We start from the raw sequence: 19,271 nt of genomic DNA on the forward strand, positions 1-19,271 counted from the left end.
CCTCGGGCACACTTCCGGCATGGCCGACGAGCGACCCGTCCCCGACCGACCGGGGGCTGCCGAGGCCGGCGGCACGTCGGGCGACCACGGCATGACCTGGGTGGCGCTCGTCCTGCTGCTGGTGATGCTGGTCGTGGTCGGGTGGCGACTCCTCGACTTCTGGGACAGCCGCCAGCCGCCGTCCGGGGTCGAGACGCAGCAGGCGACGGTCGTCGGCTTCGAGGAGCTCGGGCCCAGCCGCGCCGGCCAGAGGTCGACGGAGTACACCTCGGTCGTCTTCGACCTCCCCGACGGCGAGCAGGCCTCTGCCCTCTACGAGCTGCGCCGCCTCGGCGACGTCGAGAAGGGTGACGAGATCACCGTCTACCAGCAGGGCGGCGAGTGGCGTACGACGGGGGAGCGGGCGTGGGGGTCGACGCTCGCGTGGGCCGTCGGGTTCGTCGCGCTGCTCGCGATGGTCGTCGGCTGGTTCCGGGTCCGGGCGAGGGCGAAGCGGGCCCGACGCCCCCGATAGGCTCCGAGCATGACCGAGCCCACCCGCCGCCGCGTCGTGTTCGTCGTCGGCTCGGGCCGCAGCGGCACGAGCACGATGGCCGGCACCCTGCGCACGCTGGGGCTGCACGTCCCCCAGCCGGAGGTGGTCGCCGACGCGACCAACCCCAAGGGCTTCGGCGAGCCGCGCTGGGTCGTCGACCTCCACACCCAGCTGCTCGCCCGCAGCAACGTCCAGGTCTCCGACGCCCGCCCGCGGGCGTGGCTCGACACCGGCACCACCGGCGGCGACCACGCCACCCGCACGCGGGTCGCCGAGTGGCTCGAGGAGCAGTTCGCCGCCGGCGACGAGCTCGTCGTCAAGGACCCCCGCGCCGCCTGGTTCCTCGGCCTCTGGCGCGCCGCGGCCGACCGCTGCGGCGCCACGTCGTCGTACGTCACCATGCTGCGCCCGGTGACCGAGGTCGTCGGCTCCAAGCAGACCTACTACGGCCGCATGGGCGCCGGCTCCGACCAGGGTGCGGTCACCCGCACCGCCGCGTGGATCAACATGATGCTCCACACCGAGCGCGCCACGCGCGGCCAGCAGCGGGCGTTCGTCCACTACGGCGACCTGCTCGACGACTGGACCCAGCCGGTGTTCGCGCTCGGCGAGGCGTTCGACCTCGCCGCGGTGAAGACCGCGATGGCCGTCGACATCGCCGAGGTGCACCGCTTCATCGACCCGTCGCTGCGCCGGGTGACGATGACGTGGGACGACATCGGCGTGCCCACCCGGCTCCGCGAGCTGGCCGACGAGACCTGGCAGGCGCTCGACGCGGTCGCCGGTGACGACTCCGCAGCCAACCACGAGCGGTGCGACCAGCTGCGCTCCGCCTACGCCGAGCAGTACGCCGAGGCCGAGGCGTTCGCCCACTCGACCGTCGTCGCCCAGCGGCGGGCGGCCGCCGCGGAGGCCAGGCGGGACGCCGGCCCGGCCGCCCGCAGCGGGGCCGACCGCGTGCCCCACGCCGTGCGCGCGATGGTGCCGCCCGGCGCCCGGCAGAAGCTGCGCAAGGTGATCGGCCGGGAGCGACCCACCTGATGCCCGACATCGCCTCCCTCGAGGGGGACCCGGCCTACGACGTCACGTGGCCCTGGACGTCCGGCGAGGCGCTGGTCCCCGGGCTGACGTGCGTCTTCCGGGTGCGCAACGAGGCCCGCAACCTGCCGTGGGTGCTGCCGCCGGTCTTCGCCGCCGTCCAGCACGTGCTCCTCGTCGACAACGGCTCCGACGACGGCACCGCCGACGTCGCCCGAGCGGTGGCCGAGGAGTGCGGGGCCGCCGACCGGCTGACCGTCCTCGACTACCCGCACCGCGTCGCGCGCGCCGGCGGCGAGCACCTCGCGACGCCCGCGACGAGCGTCCACTCGCTCACCCACTTCTACAACTGGTGCTTCTCCCACGTCCGCACGACCTACTCGATGAAGTGGGACGGCGACATGGTGCTGACGCCCGAGGGCTCGGGCATCCTGCGCGACCTGTCGTGGCAGCTGCAGGCGACGCGCGCCATCGTCGCGATGCCGCGCCACCCGCTCACCGTCGTCGACGAGTCGACCGGGTGGCTCGACCTCTCGCTGCGGTTCCTCGAGCCGTGGATCTACCCCATGGGTCCGGACTTCACGTTCGTGAAGGCCTTCGACTGGGAGCTGCGCGAGTTCCCGCCCGGCGTCGAGCGCATCGTGCTCCAGCAGGGCCTGGTCCTCGAGGTGAAGTGGCTCGACGCCGACGAGTACGCCCACTGGCGGCGCGAGGGCGTCGACTTCACCAACACCCGGCTCTACCGCAAGCTGCGGGAGTTCGAGGTCGACGAGGCGATCCGCAACGGCGACCCCGAGGCGCTCGGCGGGCTGGTCCGGGTGACCGCGCCCGAGGGCGTCCACATCATCGACCACGTCAGCCGCGACTGGCTCTGGCGCCAGCCCCGACCACTCGTGCAGCACTCGCTGCCCTCCTCCCTCAAGGAGCGCGTACGACCGTGACGCATCCCCTCCACGACGTCCGGCTCCCCGGCCCCACGCTGGTGCTGGTCGACGACTCCGACGGCCTCGCGCTCGATGCCCTGCACGGCATCGAGGACCTGCCCGGCATCGAGGCGACCATCGTGCCGCTGTCCACGCTCGACGGGCCCCGCAAGGGCTGGGGCTCGGTGCTCGTCGTGGCCGCCGACCGCGCGCGGCTGCGGCGGATGGCCAGCGCCGTACCTCTCCTCGGCCAGTGCAAGGCCGTCGCCTGCTGGCTCACCGACTCGCCCGTCCCGTGGGTGCTCGTGCCGCGACCGGAGTGGCCGCGGCTGGTCCACCTCGCCGCGCGCGAGGCCGGTGACCGCGGGGTGCTCACCGTCGCCCGGTTCGCCTCGGGCGCCCGCGCCCAGCTCGTCGTGATGGAGATGGCCCGCCAGGCCGCTGGTCCCGGCGACACCACCCACGGCGGCCTCGTCGTGGCGTACGCCGGTCGTCCCGCGGCTCCCGGGCTCGACGCCCGGGCGGTGCTGCTGCCCGACGTCTCGGGCGCCGGCGACCCCGAGCGCGACGTGCCGCCCGACGTGGTCGTCGCCCGCCGCGGCGGCAGCGTCGCACCGCACCACGTCATCGACCGCGCCCCGACCGTGGTCACCGACCCGGGTCCGGAGCCGGTCGACGAGCGGGTCTTCAACCCGATCGGGTTCCGCAAGGACTGGGACCACCCGGTGGTCGACCTGGCGCGCATCGCCCGCGGCCCGGTCACCGAGGGCGTCGTCGCCGCGGCCCGCGCCTTCCAGGGCGTGCGCCTGCCGGCCGACACCCGGACCGCCGACCTGCTGGCGCTCGCGATCTCCGGCGTGCCGGTGGTCACCGAGGGCGTGCTCGACGTCGCCCCGCCGCTCGCGGCCGCGCTCGACGCCGACGTCGACCTCGACGACCCGTTGCGCCGCGAGGAGCACAGCCTCGCTGTGCGCCGCGCCGCCTTCGACCACCACTCGACGCTGGCCTGGCGCTCGGCGCTGGCGTCGCGCGCCGGCGTGCGCCATGTCGGGCTGCCGCCGGTCAGCGCGCTGCTGTCGACCAAGCGGCCCGAGATGCTCGACTTCGCGCTGCGGCAGGTCGCGCGGCAGCGGGGCGCGGAGGTCGAGCTGGTGCTGGCCGCGCACGGCTTCGAGCCCGACCGCGACGCCGTACGCCGTGCGCTCGGCGACCGGCCGCACCAGGTCCTGAGCTTCGACGGCTCGGAGTTCTTCGGCGACGTCCTCACCGCCGCGGCGCGGGCCGCGTCGAGCGAGGTGCTGCTCAAGGTCGACGACGACGACTGGTACTCACCCGACGCGGTCCACGACCTGCTGATGGCGCGTCGCTTCTCCGGCGCCGACGTGGTCGGGATGCCGTCGGAGTTCGTCTACCTCCACGCCAACGACGACCGCGACGACCTCACCGTCCGGCGCAACCACCCCTCGGAGATCTTCGCCCGGTTCGTCGCCGGCGGCACGCTGCTGCTCGACCGCGGGCTGCTGCGCTCGCTCGGCGACTTCCGCCGGGTGCGGAAGTACGTCGACGCCCAGCTGCTCGCGGGCGTCGAGGCGGCCGGCGGCCGGATCTACCGCACCCACGGGCTCGGCTACGTCCTGCGGCGCACCGGCGCGGGACACACCTGGCAGCGTGACGACGAGGAGTTCCGCCGACCTGACATCGTGGCCTCCGAGTGGGACGGGTTCCGGCCCAGCCTGGCGCTGGAGGTCGACCCGCTCGACCGGCCTGACGGGGGGAGGTAGGACATGGCACGGCAGCCGGTGGTGCGCCACAACGACTGGGGGTCGCTGACCCCGCCGGCCCTCGGCGGGTGGGAGCCGACGCTGTCGGTGACGGTCGTCGTGCCGACGTACAACTACCAGCGCACCCTCCCCTACGTCCTCGCCGGGCTCGCCGCGCAGTCCTACCCCTCGCACCTGCTCGAGGTGGTCGTCGTCGACGACCAGAGCTCGCCCCCGCAGGAGCTGCCCGAGGTCCGCCCCGACAACACCCGGCTGATCCGCGTCGAGGAGGGGTGGGGACGCGCCAACGCCTGCCACCTCGGGGCGCTGGCCGCCGACGGCGACGTCCTGCACTGGTACGACGCCGACATGCTCGCCCACCGCGAGGAGGTCGAGGCCCACGCGCGCTGGCACCACCTCGTCGACTACGCGGTCCCGGGTGGGCACAAGCTGTTCGTCGACCCGGCCTCGCTGCTGGAGCTCGACCCCGCCGCCGTGCGCGAGCGCGTGGCCGCCGGCGAGGCGGGCGACCTGTTCCCCGGCCAGGAGCACGAGCCCCACCAGTGGGTCGAGGACTACTGGGCCAAGACCGACGACCTGCGCGAGGCCGGGCCCCGCGCCCAGCGCTTCCACATCGGCATGACGGGGTCGGTGACCAAGGCGCTCTACGACGACTCCGACGGCTTCGACCGCACGCTGCGCCTCGGCGAGGACATGCACCTCGGGCACTCGCTCGCCCAGGCCGGCGGCGTCTTCGTGGTCGACCGCGAGGCACGCAGCTGGCACCTCGGTCGCTCGCAGGTGCTGCGCCGAGCCGAGCAGGTCAACCGCTTCAACGACCCCTACCTCGCCGACCTCGTGCCGACGATGCGCCCCAAGCGCAACCGCCACGGCCGCACCTACCAGGTGCCCTACCTCGAGGTCGTCCTCGAGGCCGGTCCCGCCGACGAGACGATCCACCTCGTCGACTCGCTCCTCGACGGCGACGTCCCCGACCTCCGGGTCACGGTCGTCGGGCCGTGGTCGAGCGTCCACGACGAGCGCGTCCAGCCGGTCGAGGACCCCGTGCTCGAGACCCGACTGGTGCACCGGTCCTTCCTCCACGAGCCGCGGGTGCGACTGGTCGAGGAGGCGCCGACGCGCACCGACGCGGAGTTCGTGCTGACCCTGCCCGACGCGTCGCTCGCCCCGCAGCCGGCCGCCCTCGCGGCCCTCCTCGACGACCTCGAGCGCACCCACCACGGCGCCCGCGTGCTGTCGTACGACTCCGGTGCCGCCGCCCGCCTCGAGCGCACCTCGGCGCTGGCCCGCGTCGGGCGCCTCGCCGGACCCGGTGACGACCGCGAGGCGCTGCTCGACGCGTCGTTCGGCGTCAAGACCTATGCCGCCACGTCCGTCGGCTGGGTGCCGGTCGGCGAGCGCGTGGTCGAGCGCTTCGTCCTCGGCGCCCGCCCGCCGATGGACCCCGACAAGTCCGAGAAGCGGCTGCGCAAGACGCTCGCCCGGGGCAGCGGGTCCGTCGAGGCGTCGGACGACCGGACCGTCGCGGCCGCCGTGGACGTCGAGCACAGGCGCGGGCTCTTCGGCCGACGTCGCTGAGCGCCCGGGTCCGACGCGAGCCCTCCCGGGCGCAGGCTGAGCGCCCGGACGCCGCCGACGGAGGGGCTGGACGACGGGAGTGTCGAACGTTACATTCGCACACAGAGTGCGTTCATCCGTAACGCACGACACAACTGGAGGTCCCATGCTCCCGTCCCGACACATCCTCGGTCCCGCCCTTGCTGCCTCCTCGGTCCTGCTGGCGTCGGCCGTCGCGGTCCCGCCGGTGGGCGCCGCTGCGGGCGACGGCTCGCAGTCGCAGCGCCACCACGGCGACAGGGGCTCGCTGGTCCTCGTCGGCGGCGCCCTCGGGGAGAACGCCGAGATCGTGCAGCGCATCGTGGACCTCGCCGACCCGGACGGGGCCGGACCCGAGCGGGCGCGCATCGCCGTGGTGACGGCCGCGGCGGCGCCCGCCGAGAACGCGGCCGAGGCCTCGGACCCCGACCTCAACAACGCGGCGGCCAACGGCCTGTACTACACGGAGCTCTTCCACCGCTTCGGCGCCGACACCTACGCCGTGCCCGTCGACACCTCGCAGGACGCCTTCGCGGGTGACGCCTACGGACCGGACAACGCCGACAGCGGTGCGGTCGCGGAGGCCGTACGCCGCTCGACGGGGGTGTTCTTCGGCGGCGGCGACCAGACCGACTACGTGCGTTCGCTGATGCGCTGCCGGCCCGCCGCGGACGAGGCCTACCGCAGCTGCCGGCCCACGCGCGTGCTGACCGCCGTCGCCTCCGTCCTCCGCGCCGACGGGGTGGTCGCCGGGGTGAGCGCCGGCACGACCATCCAGCAGGGCGCCGACATGGTGACCGGCGGCGAGTCCTACGAGGCCTGGCGCGACGGCGCCACGCCCGGCTACCTCGAGGACGGCACCCGGCTCGGCTACCTGCCCCACGGCGGGTTCGGCTTCTTCCGCCAGGGCCTGCTCGACAGCCACTTCGGCACCTGGGGGCGGCAGGCACGGATGATCCGGCTGGCCCGCGACACCGGGCACCGTCAGGTGGTCGGCGTCGACGAGACCACCGCCCTGGTGGTCGACCGCGCCACCGCGACGGGCGAGGTCATCGGCCGCAACGGGGTCTCGGTGCTCGAGGTGGAGCCGGACGCCACCTCGTGGAGCTACCTCACCCGCGGCGACCGCGTCGACCTCACCAGCGGCGAGGTCACCCGCGCCGCCGGCGCCACGGACCTGGCGCGCGAGGGCGAGGGGCCCGCCGAGCGCCCGGACGCCTGGGACTCCATCGCCGGCGACGACCCGGGCGTCTACGGCCTGGTCGACCAGGCGACCGCCCTGGTGACCTCGGCCGCCACCACCGCCACCGGCGCCACCCTGGAGACGGACCCGCAGTTCGTCACCACCCTGACCGTGGGTCCCGGCACCTCCGCGTGGCGGACCACCGGGGGCGTCTCGTTCGCTCACCTCACCCTCACCATCGCCCCCCGGTGAGGGACCGGCCGGGCGGCGTGCCCCACGTGCCGCCCGGCCGGGTAGCCTCCGCGCAACGCCCGAGAGGAGGACCGCCGACATGACCGTGGCCGAACGCATCCGCGAAGGGCTGGGCAGGTGCAGCCCGGCCGAGAGACGGGTCGGCAGGCTCCTGCTCGCCGACTACCCCGCGGCCGGCCTCGACACCGTCGCGCGCCTGGCCGAGCGTGCGGAGACCAGCGGGCCGACGGTGCTGCGCTTCCTGTCCCGGCTGGGCTTCGACGGGTTCGGCGACCTCCAGGAGGCGCTGCGCGGCGAGATCGCGGAGCGCACGGCGTCACCGCTGTCGCTGCTCACCGCCGAACCCGCCGGCTCGGCCGACGACTCCCTGCTGGGCCGCGCCCACTCCGTCCTGCCGGCGGCCACCGCGCGGACGCTGGAGACGCTGCCGCCCGACGAGGTGGAGACCGCGGTCCGCCTGCTGGCCGACCGGCGCTACCGCGTCAGCGCCGACGGCGGGCGGTTCACCCGGCTGCTGGCGGAGTACTTGGTGCTCCACCTGATGCAGGTCCGCGGCGACTCCCGGCTGCTGCCCACCCAGCCGCTCAGCCGCACCGACGTCCTGCTCGACATCGGCCGGCGCGACGTGCTGGTGCTCTTCGACTTCCGCCGCTACGAGCCCGACTCCCGCGCGCTCGCGGAGGAGTGCGCCGAGGCCGGGGCCAAGATCGTCCTGGTCACCGACCGGTGGCTGTCGCCGATCTCCGGCATCGCCGACGTGGTGCTGCCCGTGCAGGTCGACGCGGTGGCCGCGGCCTACGACAGCCTGGTGCCCGCGCTGGCCGTGGTCGAGGTGCTGGTCGCGGGGGTGCTGTCGGCCTCCGGCGACGACGCCGAGCGGCGGATGACCCGCTTCGAGGAGGCGTCCCGGCGGCACGGACTGCTGTGAGCAATTCCGGATCTTGCGTTCCGGTCTTCCCAGATCCGGTCTGACCTTGTAACGTCCGTTCCGAATCGGGTGACCTCGCTCACATGGTGAGGCAGCCGCCCCGGAAAGGTTCCCTGAGATGTACGCATCCCGTTCCCTGTCGCGCCCCACGTTCAAGAGCCTCGTAGCAGGCGCCGCCCTCGCCGCCCTGGCGACCGGACTGACTGCCTGCGGGGGAGACGCCTCCTCCGGCGAGACCCCTGCCCCGACGGCCGGTGAGCCGGTCGAGATCGCCGACGTCGGCAGCGTCAGCCCGGACGACGAGCTCTCGGACCTGCTGCCCGCCGAGGTGGCTGACGCCGAGTCGGTCACCGTGGCCACCAACGCGCCGTACCCGCCGTTCATCGACTTCGTCGAGGAGGGCAACACCGAGGACTTCACCGGCCTCGACCACGACCTGGTGGTCGCGATCGCCGCGAGGCTCGGCATCGCCGCCGAGTTCCAGCAGCAGCCGTTCGACGGTCTCGTCCCCGGACTCCAGGCTGGCAAGTACGACGCGATCGTCGGCGGCATCACCGACAACTTCGAGCGCCAGGAGACCGCGACGTTCGTCGACTACACCGCCTCCGGCACCGGCATCGCCGTCCCGGCGGGCAACCCCGACGGCATCGCCACGCTCGCGGACCTGTGCGGCACCAGCGTCGCGGCCCAGAAGGCGTCGAAGCAGGTCGGCCTGCTCGAGGACTTCAGCGCCGATGAGTGCTCGGGTGACGACATCGAGGTCACGGAGTACCCCCAGAACACCGACGCGGTGCAGGCGCTCCTCGCCGGCAAGGCCGACGCGATCGCCGCGACCCGGGTCAACCTGCTCGAGGACGCCGAGAAGCTGACCGGCAAGGTCGAGGTGATCGACGACCCCGAGGCCCCCAACGGCTACCAGGCCAGCCCCAACGGCATCGGCTTCGTCAAGGCGGACGCCGAGCTGGCCGAGGCCTTCCGGGCGGCGCTGCAGTCGCTCATGGACGACGGCACCTACGACAAGGTCCTCGCGAAGTACGGTCAGGAGGCCATCGGCATCGACGAGGCCACGACCGACGCGGCGATCGACTGACCGCCCGCAGGTCCCCTGACTGACGGCACCACCCAGGCGCCATGGAGGCGACGACGTTGAGCAGCACCACATCCCCCCGGACCGAGGCGTCCGACCCCACCAACGGTCGGAGCGACCCGGCCGACCTCGAGGCCGTGCCCCTGCGGCACTGGGGTCGCTGGGCCGCGGCAGCCGTCGTCCTGTACGTCACCGCGGCGTTCCTCTGGTCGCTGGCCCGCAACCCCAACCTCGAGTGGGAGGTCGTCGGCGACTACCTCTTCGAGGACTTCGTCATCCGCGGCGTCGGCATCACGCTGATGCTCACCGTCGTGGCGATGGTCATCGGCACCGTCGGCGGGATCGTCGTCGCGGTGATGCGGCTGTCGAGCAACCCGGTGCTGCGTGGACTGTCGTGGTTCTACACGTGGTTCTTCCGCGGCACGCCCCTGCTCGTCCAGATCATCTTCTGGGGCTTCCTCGCCGCGCTCTACCAGCAGATCGAGATCGGGATCCCGTTCACGGGCGTGACGTTCGCGAGCTTCGACACCAACGCCGTCGTCGGGCCGATGACGGCCGCTATCCTGGCGCTCAGCCTCAACGAGGTGGCGTACGCCGCCGAGATCGTCCGCGGCGGCATCGCGTCGGTCGACGACGGCCAGGACGACGCCGCGTCCGCGCTCGGGATGACCCGGAGCCAGGCGATGCGGACCATCACGCTGCCGCAGGCGATGCGGGTCATCGTGCCGCCGATGGGCAACGAGACCGTGACGATGCTGAAGTCCACCGCGCTGGTGTCGGTGATCGGGGGCAAGGACCTGCTCACGGCCGTCCAGAGCGTCTACGCGCAGAACTACCAGGTGATCCCGCTGCTCGTGGTCGCGGTGATCTGGTACCTCGCGCTCACCAGCGTGCTGAGCGTCGGCCAGTACTTCGTGGAGCGCCGCTACGGCAAGGGCTACGGCAACGCGTCGATGAGTCGCCGCTGGCTCGGACTGGGAGTGACCCGATGACCGCTCAGACCCAGCAGGACCTGGCCGCCACCCCGATGGTGGAGGCGGTCGGCGTGCGCAAGTCCTTCGGCCGCACCGAGGTGCTCAAGGGCATCGACCTGACCGTCCGCCCGGGTGAGGTCACCTGCCTGATCGGGCCCTCCGGCTCGGGCAAGTCGACCTTCCTGCGCTGCATCAACCACCTCGAGACCATCGACGGCGGCCGGCTGTCGGTCAACGGCCACCTGGTGGGCTACCGCCAGAAGGGCGACCGGCTCTACGAGCTCAAGCCCAGGGAGGTGGCCGCGAAGCGCCGCGAGATCGGGATGGTCTTCCAGCGGTTCAACCTCTTCCCGCACCTGACGGCGGAGCAGAACATCATGCACGCGCCCATGCTGGTGCGCGGGGAGTCGAAGAAGGCGGCCCGGGCACGCGCCGCCGACCTGCTCGAGCGCGTCGGCCTCGCCGGGCGCGGGCACCACTACCCCGCCCAGCTGTCCGGCGGTCAGCAGCAGCGGGTCGCGATCGCTCGCGCGCTGGCGATGCAGCCCCCGCTCATGCTGTTCGACGAGCCCACCTCGGCGCTCGACCCCGAGCTGGTGGGCGAGGTCCTCGACGTGATGAAGGGACTGGCCGCCGAGGGGATGACCATGGTGGTGGTGACCCATGAGATGGGCTTCGCCAAGGAGGTGGCCGACTCCGTCTACTTCATGGACGACGGCGCGGTCGTCGAGTCGGGCAGGCCGGCCGACCTGCTGGACGACCCGCGCCACGAGCGGACCAGGGCCTTCCTGTCCAAGGTCCTCTGATGCGGGACACCCTCGAGCTCCTCCACCGCCGGGTGGAGGAGCGGTACCCCTCGTACGTCGCGGAGCTGGCCGCGCTGGTCGCGATCGACTCCGGCTCGGGCGACCGTGCGGGGGTGGAGGCGGTCGGCGACCGCGTCGCGACGCTCCTGTCCGGGCTCGGCATGACCGTGTCCCGCCCCCTCTGCGTGGCCGCCGGTGCCGCTGACGGCGTGCCGGCGGTCGTCGGGCGCTGGCGCGGCACCGGCCGGCTCCGGGTGCTGCTGGTGGGACACCTCGACACGGTGTTCGCCGCCGGCACGGCGGCCGCCCGCCCCTACGCCGAGCGCGACGGCCGGGCGACCGGCCCGGGCGTGTCCGACGACAAGGGCGGCCTGCTCGCCGGCGTCTTCGCGCTGGACGCGCTGCGCCACCTCGGGTGGGACGACTTCGCCGCCGTGACGTTCGTCGGGGTCCCCGACGAGGAGGTCGGGTCGCCCGGCTCCCGCGAGCTGCTCGCCCGCCTGGCGGCCGAGCACGACGTCGCGCTGTGCCTGGAGTGCGCGCGCGAGGACGGCAGCGTCGTCATCGGGCGCAAGGGCGTCGTCGACGTGGTGCTCGAGGTCCGCGGTCGCTCCGCCCACGCCGGCGTCGAGCCGGAGCGCGGCGTCAACGCGGCGGTGGTCGCGGCCGGGCTGGCCGTCGACCTCGCCGCCCTCAACGGCCGCTGGCCGGACGTCACGGTCAACGTCGGCGTGCTGCGCGGCGGCGAGCGCCCCAACGTCGTACCGGCGCGGGCGTGCCTGGTCGCCGACGTCCGGGCGGCGTCGCCCGCGTCCTACGACGAGGCGGTGGCTGCCGTCCATGGGCTCGCCGAGCGCTCCTCCACCGGGGGCGCGACGGTGACGGTGGAGCTGCGCGCGCCGGCGCCGCCGTGGGCCCCGTCGGAGGCGTCGCGCCGGGTGGCCGCCGCGGCGGGCGACGTGGCGGCGCGGCTCGGGCTCGACGCCGGCTTCGCGCTGACCGGCGGGGCGGCCGACGCCAACCTGCTGGCGGCGGATGGTCTCGCCGTGCTCGACGGCCTCGGGCCGGTCGGCGGCGACGACCACTCGCTCTCGGAGTGGCTCGACCTCGGCAGCGTCGTACCGCGTGTCACCCTGCTCGCCGGGCTCATGGTCGAGCTGGGGGCGGCGGATCGCGTCACGTCGGTGATGTCCGGCGCCTCCGCCTCACGCCAGGACGCGTCGCGGCACTCCTGACCCGCCCCACGCCGAGCGGGCACTTCCTCGCGCTGGGACGTGTCGAGCGGGCACTTCCTTGCGCTGGCGTGCGAGCGTGGCGCGAGGAACTGCCCGGTCGGCGGCCTGCAGCGCGAGGAACTGCCCGGTCGCGGGGAGGCGGTCAGTCGCCGCCGAAGAGGTCGCGCGTGTAGACCTTGTCGGCGACGTCGCGCAGCTCGTCGACCATCCGGTTGGCGACGATGAGGTCGGCGCGCTCCTTGAACGTGGCGAGGTCGTGGGTGACCTCGGACCCGAACCACACGTCGACGTCGAGCTCGGGCTCGTAGACGACGACCTCGACGCCCTTGCCCTTGAGCCGCTTCATGATCCCCTGCACCGACGACTCGCGGAAGTTGTCCGACCCGGCCTTCATGATCAGGCGGTGGATGCCGACCACCCGCGGGGCGCGGTCGAGGATGTCGAAGGCGATGAAGTCCTTGCGGGTCGTGTTGGCGTCGACGATCGCGGAGATCAGGGTCTGCGGGACGTCGGAGTAGTTGGCCAGCAGCTGCTTGGTGTCCTTGGGCAGGCAGTAGCCGCCGTAGCCGAAGGACGGGTTGTTGTAGTGGGTGCCGATGCGCGGGTCGAGCCCGACGCCGTCGATGATCTGCCGGCTGTCGAGGCCGCGGGAGATCGCGAAGGAGTCGAGCTCGTTGAAGTAGGCGACCCGCATCGCGAGGTAGGTGTTGGCGAAGAGCTTGATCGCCTCGGCCTCGGTGGGCTCGGTGAAGAGCACGGGTACGTCGTCGGCGTTGGCGCCCTTGACGAGCAGCTCGGCGAACGCGCGGGCCCGCTCGGAGTCCTCGCCGACGACGATGCGCGCGGGGTACAGGTTGTCGTGCAGCGCGCGCCCCTCGCGCAGGAACTCCGGGGAGAAGATCACGTCGGGGATGCCCAGGCGCTCGCGCACGTCCTCGATGTAGCCCACCGGCACGGTCGACTTCACGACCATGGTGGCGTCGGGCGCGATGCGGTGCACGTCGCGCATGACGGCCTCGATCGAGCTGGTGTCGAAGTAGTTGGTGACCGGGTCGTAGTTGGTCGGCGTCGCGATGACCACGAAGTCGGCGCCCGCGTGCGACTCCTCGGCGTCGGTCGTGAAGGTGAGGTCGAGCTGCTCCTCGGCCAGGAACCGCGAGATGTCGTCGTCGTGGATCGGGCTCTCGCCCCGGCGCAGCCGGTCGATCCGCGGGGCGTCGAGGTCGAGGCCGACGACGGTGTTGTGCCGGGCGAGTAGCACGGCCATGGACAGGCCGACGTAGCCGAGGCCCGCGACGGAGATCTTCGTGGTCACGCGGTCAGTGTGCCGTACGTCCGGCCGGCAGGACCGCCAACCACGGCTCCGACCAGCCCGCGACCCGGAGCCCGCCGCGCTCGAAGGAGTCGCGGGTGATCGTCACATGGCCCCCGCTCGCAGGGTCGTACGCCGTCAACGCCGCGTCGTCGCCGCCCACGACCAGGACGACGTGGCGCGGCAGTAGGCGGTTGCCGACGTAGAGCGGCACGACGTGGCCGAGCGCGGCGGCGCACGCCACGGCGTCGTACGCCTCACCGCGGCGGCGCGGTGAGACGGTCCGCACGCGGTGGCGGGTGCCCGGGGCGGACGTGCCGCCGGTGGCGGTCAGCTCGTGCGCCAGGGCCCACGGGGCCGTGCCGAGCGCCCGCGGCCACCCGACCTGCGGCGCGCCGGAGGCGGCGTACCAGCGGTTGGTCCGCACGTGCGTCGCGAGGACCTCGTCGGCGAAGCGGCGCCGGCGCGGCCGCGGGTCACGCGTGCGACCGGCGACCTCGCCGGACTCCAGCCACGTCGCGTAGTCGCGGTCGCCGATCATCCGCGCCACGACCAGGCACGCCGACCCGCACGTGGTGCGGTCGGGCTGGACGAGCCCGGCGGGCAGCTCGAGGCGCGGGGCGGCCAGCGGCGCAGGCACCCCGGCCTGGTGGGGCCGCCGGGCGACGGCGGCACGCACCAGGTCGACTGCAAGGACCCAGAGGTGCTCGAGCAGGCGCATGTCCCATGTCTACCGCGCCCGCCCGCGCCCGGTCAGCCGCGTTCGGAGGAGTCGCCGGTGACGACCACGTAGAACCGCTTGCGGGTGCCGTCGCCGGTGACGGTGCCGTCGCTGTTGCGCGGGCTGACCACCAGGTGGTTGGTGTTGCCCGTGCCGGGGGGCGCGCAGTTGACCACGCCCGGCTGGCACATGGCGGCCGAGATCTCGCCGGAGAACTCCGGGTTGGCGTCAGCGCCGGGGGCACGGCCGTTGGTGACGGCGTCGCCGTTCTGGTCGACGGTGTTCTGCAGGGCGACGACGGCGAGGACGCCGTTGTTCGCGAGGTTCTCGCCGGCGTCGATGTAGACGTTGCCGTTGGCGCGCAGCCCGGCCGTGTCGGTGCCCATCGGCGCGAGCGTCGGGTAGGCGGCGGTGACCGAGAAGCCGCCGGACTGCGCCACGATCGCCCCCGTCGCGTCGACGAGCGCCCAGCGACCGACACCGGCCGGACCCTGCGCGCCGGCGGGCAGCTGGCCAGCCTTGAAGTCGCGCGCCTTCAGCGAGCCGTTGCGGACCTTGTTGGACCCGATCACGTCGTCCTTGACGTCACGACCCTTGATGGTGCGGTCCTTGATGTCCTTCGACTGGACCGAGTTGTTGCGGATGTCGTCGGAGCCGATCAGCCCGGTCGCGTACGACGTGCCGGTGGACGCGACGACCAGCGCCATGACGGAGACAGCCATGGAGGGGGAGGGGCGGCGGAGTGAGGGGAGGCGCATGACGGAACGCTTCGTCGGTGGGGCCGCCGGGACCGGCGGCTCCCCGGGGGTTCGGAGTGAGCGGGGTCACGGATGGGGACGGATCGCCTTGCCGCTGCTGGGTACGGTCCACGCATGGGTATGGCAAAGAAGATCGCGGCCTTCGGCATCGCCAAGAAGGTCTTCGACGAGGCGCGCAAGCCCCACAACCAGGCCAAGATCAAGGAGGCGGCGCGCAAGCTGCAGGAGCGCCGCGGCGCCAAGCGATACTGAGGCCCTCCTGCACGAGGCGACCCCTCCCCACGGGTGGGGCGGGTCAATCCGTCCCCCACGGTGGTGGCGAACGACGTGGGAAGGCCGAGACTCGGCCGTCGTTCGACACCAAGGAGTTCCCATGCAGCATCGCAAGCTCTACGCAGGCCTCGGCGGGATGGTCCTCGCCGGCACCGTCGCCGTCGCCGGCATCCAGGCCAGCAGCGCCACCGAGTCCGAGAAGCCTGCGGCCGCTCCGAGCCGGGTGCACCTCCAGGCGGACCTGGACTCGCTGAACGACTCCGGCGCATCGGGGCACGTGCACGCCGAGTTCAAGGGCCGCAAGGCCGACGTGCGCATCAACGCTCGTGGTCTCGCCAAGAACCTCCCGCACGCGCAGCACCTGCACTTCGGCGCCGACGCGCGCAACGAGTGCCCCAGCGTCTACGACGACGCCAACAACGACCTGCGCCTCAACGTGGCGGAGGGCGTGCCGGCCTACGGCCCGATCCTCAAGTCCCTCACGACGTCGGGCGACACGAGCCCGAAGAGCGGTCTCGCCGTCGACCGCTTCCCGACCACGCCGAAGGGTGTCGAGAAGTACGAGCGGGTCGTCAACTTCGCACCGGGCGCAGTGCTGCGCGCGATCAAGAGCGGCAAGGGCGTCGTCGTGATCCACGGTGTCGACCACAACGGCAACGGTGAGTACGACTTCGACGGCGCGGGCGCCAGCGAGCTCGACCCGGGCCTGCCGGCCGAGGCCACCGACCCCGCCCTGTGCGGCGTCCTGCGCTGACCCACGGCTGACCGTACGACGTGCGACCCCGTCCCTGTCAGGGGCGGGGTCGCGCCACACTGGTCGCATGGACCTCGAGCGCTTCGTCCTCGCACAGGACGACCACGGCACCTACGACCGGGCGCTGGGAGAGCTGCGGGCCGGTCGGAAGACGAGCCACTGGATGTGGTTCGTCTTCCCGCAGGTGGCGGGCCTGGGGCACAGCCCCACCGCGCAGCACTACGCGATCGCCGGTCTCCACGAGGCGCGCGCCTACCTCGACCACGCGGTGCTCGGTCCGCGGCTGCTGGAGTGCTGTCGCGCGCTCCTCGGTCTGGGGTCGACGAGCGCCGAGCAGGTCCTCGGGTCGGTCGACGCGGTCAAGCTCCGCTCGTCGATGACGCTCTTCGCCCGGGCCGACCCCGACGAGCCAGCCTTCACCGACGTGCTGGACCGCTTCTTCGACGGAACGCCCGACGAGCGGACGATCGAGCTGCTCGGCTGAGTCGCCGCCCGGATGGTGGCGACCCGACCAGTCCCATCACTCGGGGTGGTGAAGCGTTGTGACGTCGGCGTGGGCGGCGTAGGACTGGAGGATGACCACCACACCAGTCGAGCCCGAGTCCGACCCCGACATCGTGCCGTCCGGCGACCCCGGCATCGACCCGATCGACCCCGGCGAGGTGCCTGGCTCGCCCATCCCCGAGACCCGGCCCGACGGCGAGCAGTAGCGTCCGGCCCGGTCGTGCCTATGCTCGCGTCATGACGATCCAGCAGTCCACCGACCTCACCCACGCCGCGATGCTGGGTCTCGGTGTCCACCGCCCCGAGCGGGTCGTGACCAACGACGAGGTCTGCGAGGTCCTCGACTCCACCGACGAGTGGATCCAGACCCGGTCGGGCATCCGCACGCGTCGGTTCGCCGGCGAGGGCGAGACCCTCATCGGCATGTCGATCTCGGCCGCCGAGAAGGCGCTGCAGGCCGCCGGCGTGGGCGCCGAGCAGGTCGGGTGCGTGATCGTCGCGACCTCGACCCACCCCGAGCACACGCCCGCCTCGGCGCCGCAGGTCGCCTCGGCGCTCGGCATCACGGCGGCGGCGTTCGACATCTCCGCCGGGTGCGCGGGCTTCTGCCACGCGCTCAACCTGGCCGCCTCGATGGTGCGCTCCGGCGCGGAGAGCCACGTGCTGGTCATCGGCGTCGAGCAGCTGAGCCGCTTCATGGACCCGACCGACCGGGGCACCGCGTTCATCTTCGCCGACGGCGCCGGCGCGGTCGTGGTGGGTCCGTCCGAGACCCCCGGCATCGGTCCCACGGCCTGGGGGTCCGACGGGTCGCAGGCCCACGTCATCACGCAGACGCCGAGCTGCCTCGACGGCCACTCGGCGGGCGAGGGGTTCGACCACCCGGTGGTCCAGATGGAGGGCACCGCGGTGTTCCGCTGGGCGCCGTTCGCGATGGCGAAGGTCGCGCACGAGGCGCTCGACCTGGCGGGCGTCTCGGTCGACGACCTCGACGCCTTCATCCCGCACCAGGCCAACCTGCGGATCACGCAGACCCTCGCCAAGAACATCCAGCTGCCCGAGTCCGTCGCCATCGCCACCGACGTGGTCGACTCCGGCAACACCTCGGCCGCGTCGGTGCCGCTCGCCATGGAGGCGATGCTGCGCAAGGACGAGGCGGCCGCCGGTGACACCGCGCTCCTGATCGCCTTCGGTGCCGGGCTGAGCTACGCCGGCCAGGTCGTCACGATCCCGCCGCTGGGCTAGGCGCCTCGGCAGGACCGGTGTCGGCCCACGGGCGCGCCAGCCGGTCGGCCACGACCGTCCACACGTCCGGGTCGAAGCCCATCCCGAGGTGCGTCGAGGACACCTCGACGTGCTCGGCCGACGGCGTCGCGCGGTCGATGCACGCCTGCCACGCGACGACGCCGTCGCGGCGGGAGAACAGCACGGTGAGCGGGACGCGGATCGGCGAGGCGGCATCGAGACGGCGGGCGACGCGGTCGACGTCGGCGTCGACCGACGCCCGGGACGCCCGCGCGACGCTCGTGTGGCGGGCACCGCCGCGCACCGGGGTGCCATAGGTGACCACCCGTCGTACGGCGTCGGGGTGGCGGCGCGCGACCTCGCGGGCGATGACGCCACCGAGGCTCCAACCCACCAGCGAGGCCGGGGCGCCCCGCTCGTCGACGAGCTCCAGGACCCGCGCCGACAGGCGCTCGACGTCGCGGCGCGGGTCGCCGGTGTTGGTGCCGAAGCCCCAGCCGCGGGCGTCGTACCCGAGCCGCGAGAGGTACGCCCGCAGCGGCGCGCCGGAGAGCTCGGGCGCCCTCCACCCGGGGATGTCCACCACGAGGTGGCCGTCGCCGCGCGGCGCCGCCGCCAGCCGCGGGAGCGCGGCGCCCAGGCGGACCGCGTCGAGCGGGGAGGCGAGCTCGCCGAGCGTCGTCCACGGTGTCGGCGGGCCGTCGGGGCGGGCCAGGTCACGGACGTCGACGCGGGCGCGGGCGCGGGACCTCAGGCCCGTAGCGGAGAGAACAGCCTCGCCGGTCCGTCGGGTGCGGGGGAGCATGCGCGCGACTGTACGTCGGCGGCACCCACACCGGTCAGGGGACGAGGGGGCGCCGCAGGGCGCGGGCGACGGACAGGAAGGACGCCACGACGAGCAGCCCGACGTAGACGTCGTTCTCGAACCAGCCGAAGGTGGTCTGCTTCTCCTCCGTGAAGGTCGTGGGGTAGTAGAAGACCGAGATCGCCAGCACCACGACCAGGAAGGCCAGGACGACACCCTGCGCGAGGACCGACGTGCGGCGGGCGAGGGCCGCCACCGCGAAGGCGACGCCGTAGAACAGCCAGGTCAGGGGCGTGTCGACAGTGAAGTCCGGGTCCTCCAGTCCGGTGCGCCACGCGTAGATCGTGTGCACGACCGACAGGATGAAGGCAGCGACGAGCGTCCACGACACGGCGTCGCCGTAGCGGATGGAGCGCCGGAGGCCAGCGGGGCGGGTGGGCTGGAGGGGGTGCGGGGCAGTCGAGGAGGTCATGTCCCGAGCCTGGCCGCGGGTGGTGGGACGGCCCACCCACATCCGCTCCCACACCACTCCCACAGTGGGTGACCGCGGGACGAAGCGCG

Annotated in this window: 21 protein-coding genes; 16 read left to right on the top strand and 5 right to left on the bottom strand. The window is 73.3% G+C overall.

Features of this window, described 5'->3' with window-relative positions:
• Positions 1 to 19 precede the first annotated feature (19 nt).
• The 11 genes from NYO98_RS18530 (at position 20) to NYO98_RS18580 (ending at position 12,338) form a co-directional block, all read left to right on the top strand.
• Positions 20 to 514, top strand: coding sequence for a hypothetical protein (locus NYO98_RS18530; protein ID WP_268113261.1), 495 nt, complete (start codon positions 20 to 22; stop codon positions 512 to 514).
• A gap of 9 nt (positions 515 to 523) precedes the next feature.
• Positions 524 to 1,576, top strand: coding sequence for a sulfotransferase family protein (locus NYO98_RS18535; RefSeq protein WP_268113262.1), 1,053 nt, complete (start codon positions 524 to 526; stop codon positions 1,574 to 1,576).
• The gene (locus NYO98_RS18540) at positions 1,576 to 2,514 is read left to right on the top strand and encodes a glycosyltransferase family 2 protein (protein ID WP_268113264.1); all 939 of its coding nucleotides are present in this window, start codon (positions 1,576 to 1,578) and stop codon (positions 2,512 to 2,514) included. Before NYO98_RS18535 ends, NYO98_RS18540 begins: the two co-directional genes overlap by 1 nt.
• Positions 2,511 to 4,277 (top strand): glycosyltransferase family A protein, encoded by a 1,767-nt coding sequence (locus tag NYO98_RS18545; RefSeq protein ID WP_268113265.1) that lies wholly within the window; start codon positions 2,511 to 2,513, stop codon positions 4,275 to 4,277. Before NYO98_RS18540 ends, NYO98_RS18545 begins: the two co-directional genes overlap by 4 nt.
• Before the next feature lie 3 nt (positions 4,278 to 4,280).
• Positions 4,281 to 5,855, top strand: coding sequence for a glycosyltransferase family 2 protein (locus tag NYO98_RS18550; protein WP_268113266.1), 1,575 nt, complete (start codon positions 4,281 to 4,283; stop codon positions 5,853 to 5,855).
• Positions 5,856 to 6,000: 145 nt separating this feature from the next.
• Positions 6,001 to 7,308, top strand: a complete 1,308-nt coding sequence (locus NYO98_RS18555; RefSeq protein WP_268113268.1) for a cyanophycinase — start codon at positions 6,001 to 6,003, stop codon at positions 7,306 to 7,308.
• 79 nt (positions 7,309 to 7,387) lie between these two features.
• A complete protein-coding gene (locus NYO98_RS18560; protein WP_268113269.1) occupies positions 7,388 to 8,236 on the top strand; it encodes a MurR/RpiR family transcriptional regulator in 849 nt (282 codons plus the stop codon).
• Positions 8,237 to 8,354: 118 nt separating this feature from the next.
• A complete protein-coding gene (locus NYO98_RS18565) occupies positions 8,355 to 9,326 on the top strand; it encodes an ABC transporter substrate-binding protein (protein WP_268113271.1) in 972 nt (323 codons plus the stop codon).
• Positions 9,327 to 9,382: 56 nt separating this feature from the next.
• The gene (locus NYO98_RS18570; RefSeq protein WP_268113272.1) at positions 9,383 to 10,315 is read left to right on the top strand and encodes an amino acid ABC transporter permease; all 933 of its coding nucleotides are present in this window, start codon (positions 9,383 to 9,385) and stop codon (positions 10,313 to 10,315) included.
• Positions 10,312 to 11,103, top strand: coding sequence for an amino acid ABC transporter ATP-binding protein (locus NYO98_RS18575; protein WP_326494462.1), 792 nt, complete (start codon positions 10,312 to 10,314; stop codon positions 11,101 to 11,103). Before NYO98_RS18570 ends, NYO98_RS18575 begins: the two co-directional genes overlap by 4 nt.
• Positions 11,103 to 12,338 carry a M20/M25/M40 family metallo-hydrolase gene (locus NYO98_RS18580; protein WP_268113274.1) on the top strand — a complete coding sequence of 412 codons (1,236 nt, stop codon included), beginning with the start codon at positions 11,103 to 11,105 and terminating at the stop codon, positions 12,336 to 12,338. Before NYO98_RS18575 ends, NYO98_RS18580 begins: the two co-directional genes overlap by 1 nt.
• Positions 12,339 to 12,480: 142 nt before the next feature.
• Here NYO98_RS18580 and NYO98_RS18585 read toward each other — a convergent pair whose 3' ends face one another.
• The 3 genes from NYO98_RS18585 to NYO98_RS18595 are packed head-to-tail and all read right to left on the bottom strand — an operon-like array spanning position 12,481 to position 15,093.
• Positions 12,481 to 13,611, bottom strand: coding sequence for a nucleotide sugar dehydrogenase (locus NYO98_RS18585; protein ID WP_407673958.1), 1,131 nt, complete (start codon positions 13,609 to 13,611; stop codon positions 12,481 to 12,483).
• Positions 13,612 to 13,657: 46 nt separating this feature from the next.
• Entirely contained in the window at positions 13,658 to 14,371 is a 714-nt protein-coding gene (locus tag NYO98_RS18590; RefSeq protein WP_268113277.1) for a hypothetical protein, read from the bottom strand.
• 32 nt (positions 14,372 to 14,403) lie between these two features.
• A complete protein-coding gene (locus NYO98_RS18595) occupies positions 14,404 to 15,093 on the bottom strand; it encodes a hypothetical protein (RefSeq protein WP_268113278.1) in 690 nt (229 codons plus the stop codon).
• A 150-nt stretch (positions 15,094 to 15,243) separates the two neighbouring features.
• Here NYO98_RS18595 and NYO98_RS18600 point away from each other — a divergent pair, with 150 nt between their 5' ends.
• The 5 genes from NYO98_RS18600 to NYO98_RS18620 all read left to right on the top strand — a co-directional run bounded on the left by NYO98_RS18600 (position 15,244) and on the right by NYO98_RS18620 (position 17,905).
• Entirely contained in the window at positions 15,244 to 15,381 is a 138-nt protein-coding gene (locus NYO98_RS18600) for a hypothetical protein (protein ID WP_268113279.1), read from the top strand.
• A gap of 121 nt (positions 15,382 to 15,502) precedes the next feature.
• Positions 15,503 to 16,156 (top strand): hypothetical protein, encoded by a 654-nt coding sequence (locus NYO98_RS18605; RefSeq protein ID WP_268113280.1) that lies wholly within the window; start codon positions 15,503 to 15,505, stop codon positions 16,154 to 16,156.
• Between the two features lie 67 nt (positions 16,157 to 16,223).
• Positions 16,224 to 16,640, top strand: coding sequence for a DUF1810 domain-containing protein (locus tag NYO98_RS18610; RefSeq protein WP_268113281.1), 417 nt, complete (start codon positions 16,224 to 16,226; stop codon positions 16,638 to 16,640).
• Between the two features lie 91 nt (positions 16,641 to 16,731).
• Positions 16,732 to 16,866, top strand: coding sequence for a hypothetical protein (locus NYO98_RS18615; protein WP_268113282.1), 135 nt, complete (start codon positions 16,732 to 16,734; stop codon positions 16,864 to 16,866).
• Between the two features lie 31 nt (positions 16,867 to 16,897).
• Entirely contained in the window at positions 16,898 to 17,905 is a 1,008-nt protein-coding gene (locus NYO98_RS18620; protein ID WP_268113283.1) for a beta-ketoacyl-ACP synthase III, read from the top strand.
• On the opposite strand, the gene NYO98_RS18625 is transcribed toward NYO98_RS18620, so the two are convergent.
• Together NYO98_RS18625 and NYO98_RS18630 are read right to left on the bottom strand one after the other, a co-directional pair.
• On the bottom strand, positions 17,883 to 18,710 hold the full coding sequence (locus NYO98_RS18625; RefSeq protein ID WP_268113284.1) for an alpha/beta fold hydrolase: 828 nt from the start codon (positions 18,708 to 18,710) through the stop codon (positions 17,883 to 17,885). The two genes, NYO98_RS18620 and NYO98_RS18625, sit on opposite strands and share 23 nt — an antisense overlap.
• A gap of 34 nt (positions 18,711 to 18,744) precedes the next feature.
• Complete coding sequence (locus tag NYO98_RS18630; RefSeq protein WP_268113285.1) at positions 18,745 to 19,182, bottom strand: hypothetical protein; 438 nt, start codon at positions 19,180 to 19,182, stop codon at positions 18,745 to 18,747.
• Between the last annotated feature and the right edge of the window lie 89 nt (positions 19,183 to 19,271).

This window comes from Nocardioides pini (assembly GCF_026712185.1).
In the GTDB taxonomy this organism is placed as follows: domain Bacteria; phylum Actinomycetota; class Actinomycetes; order Propionibacteriales; family Nocardioidaceae; genus Nocardioides; species Nocardioides pini.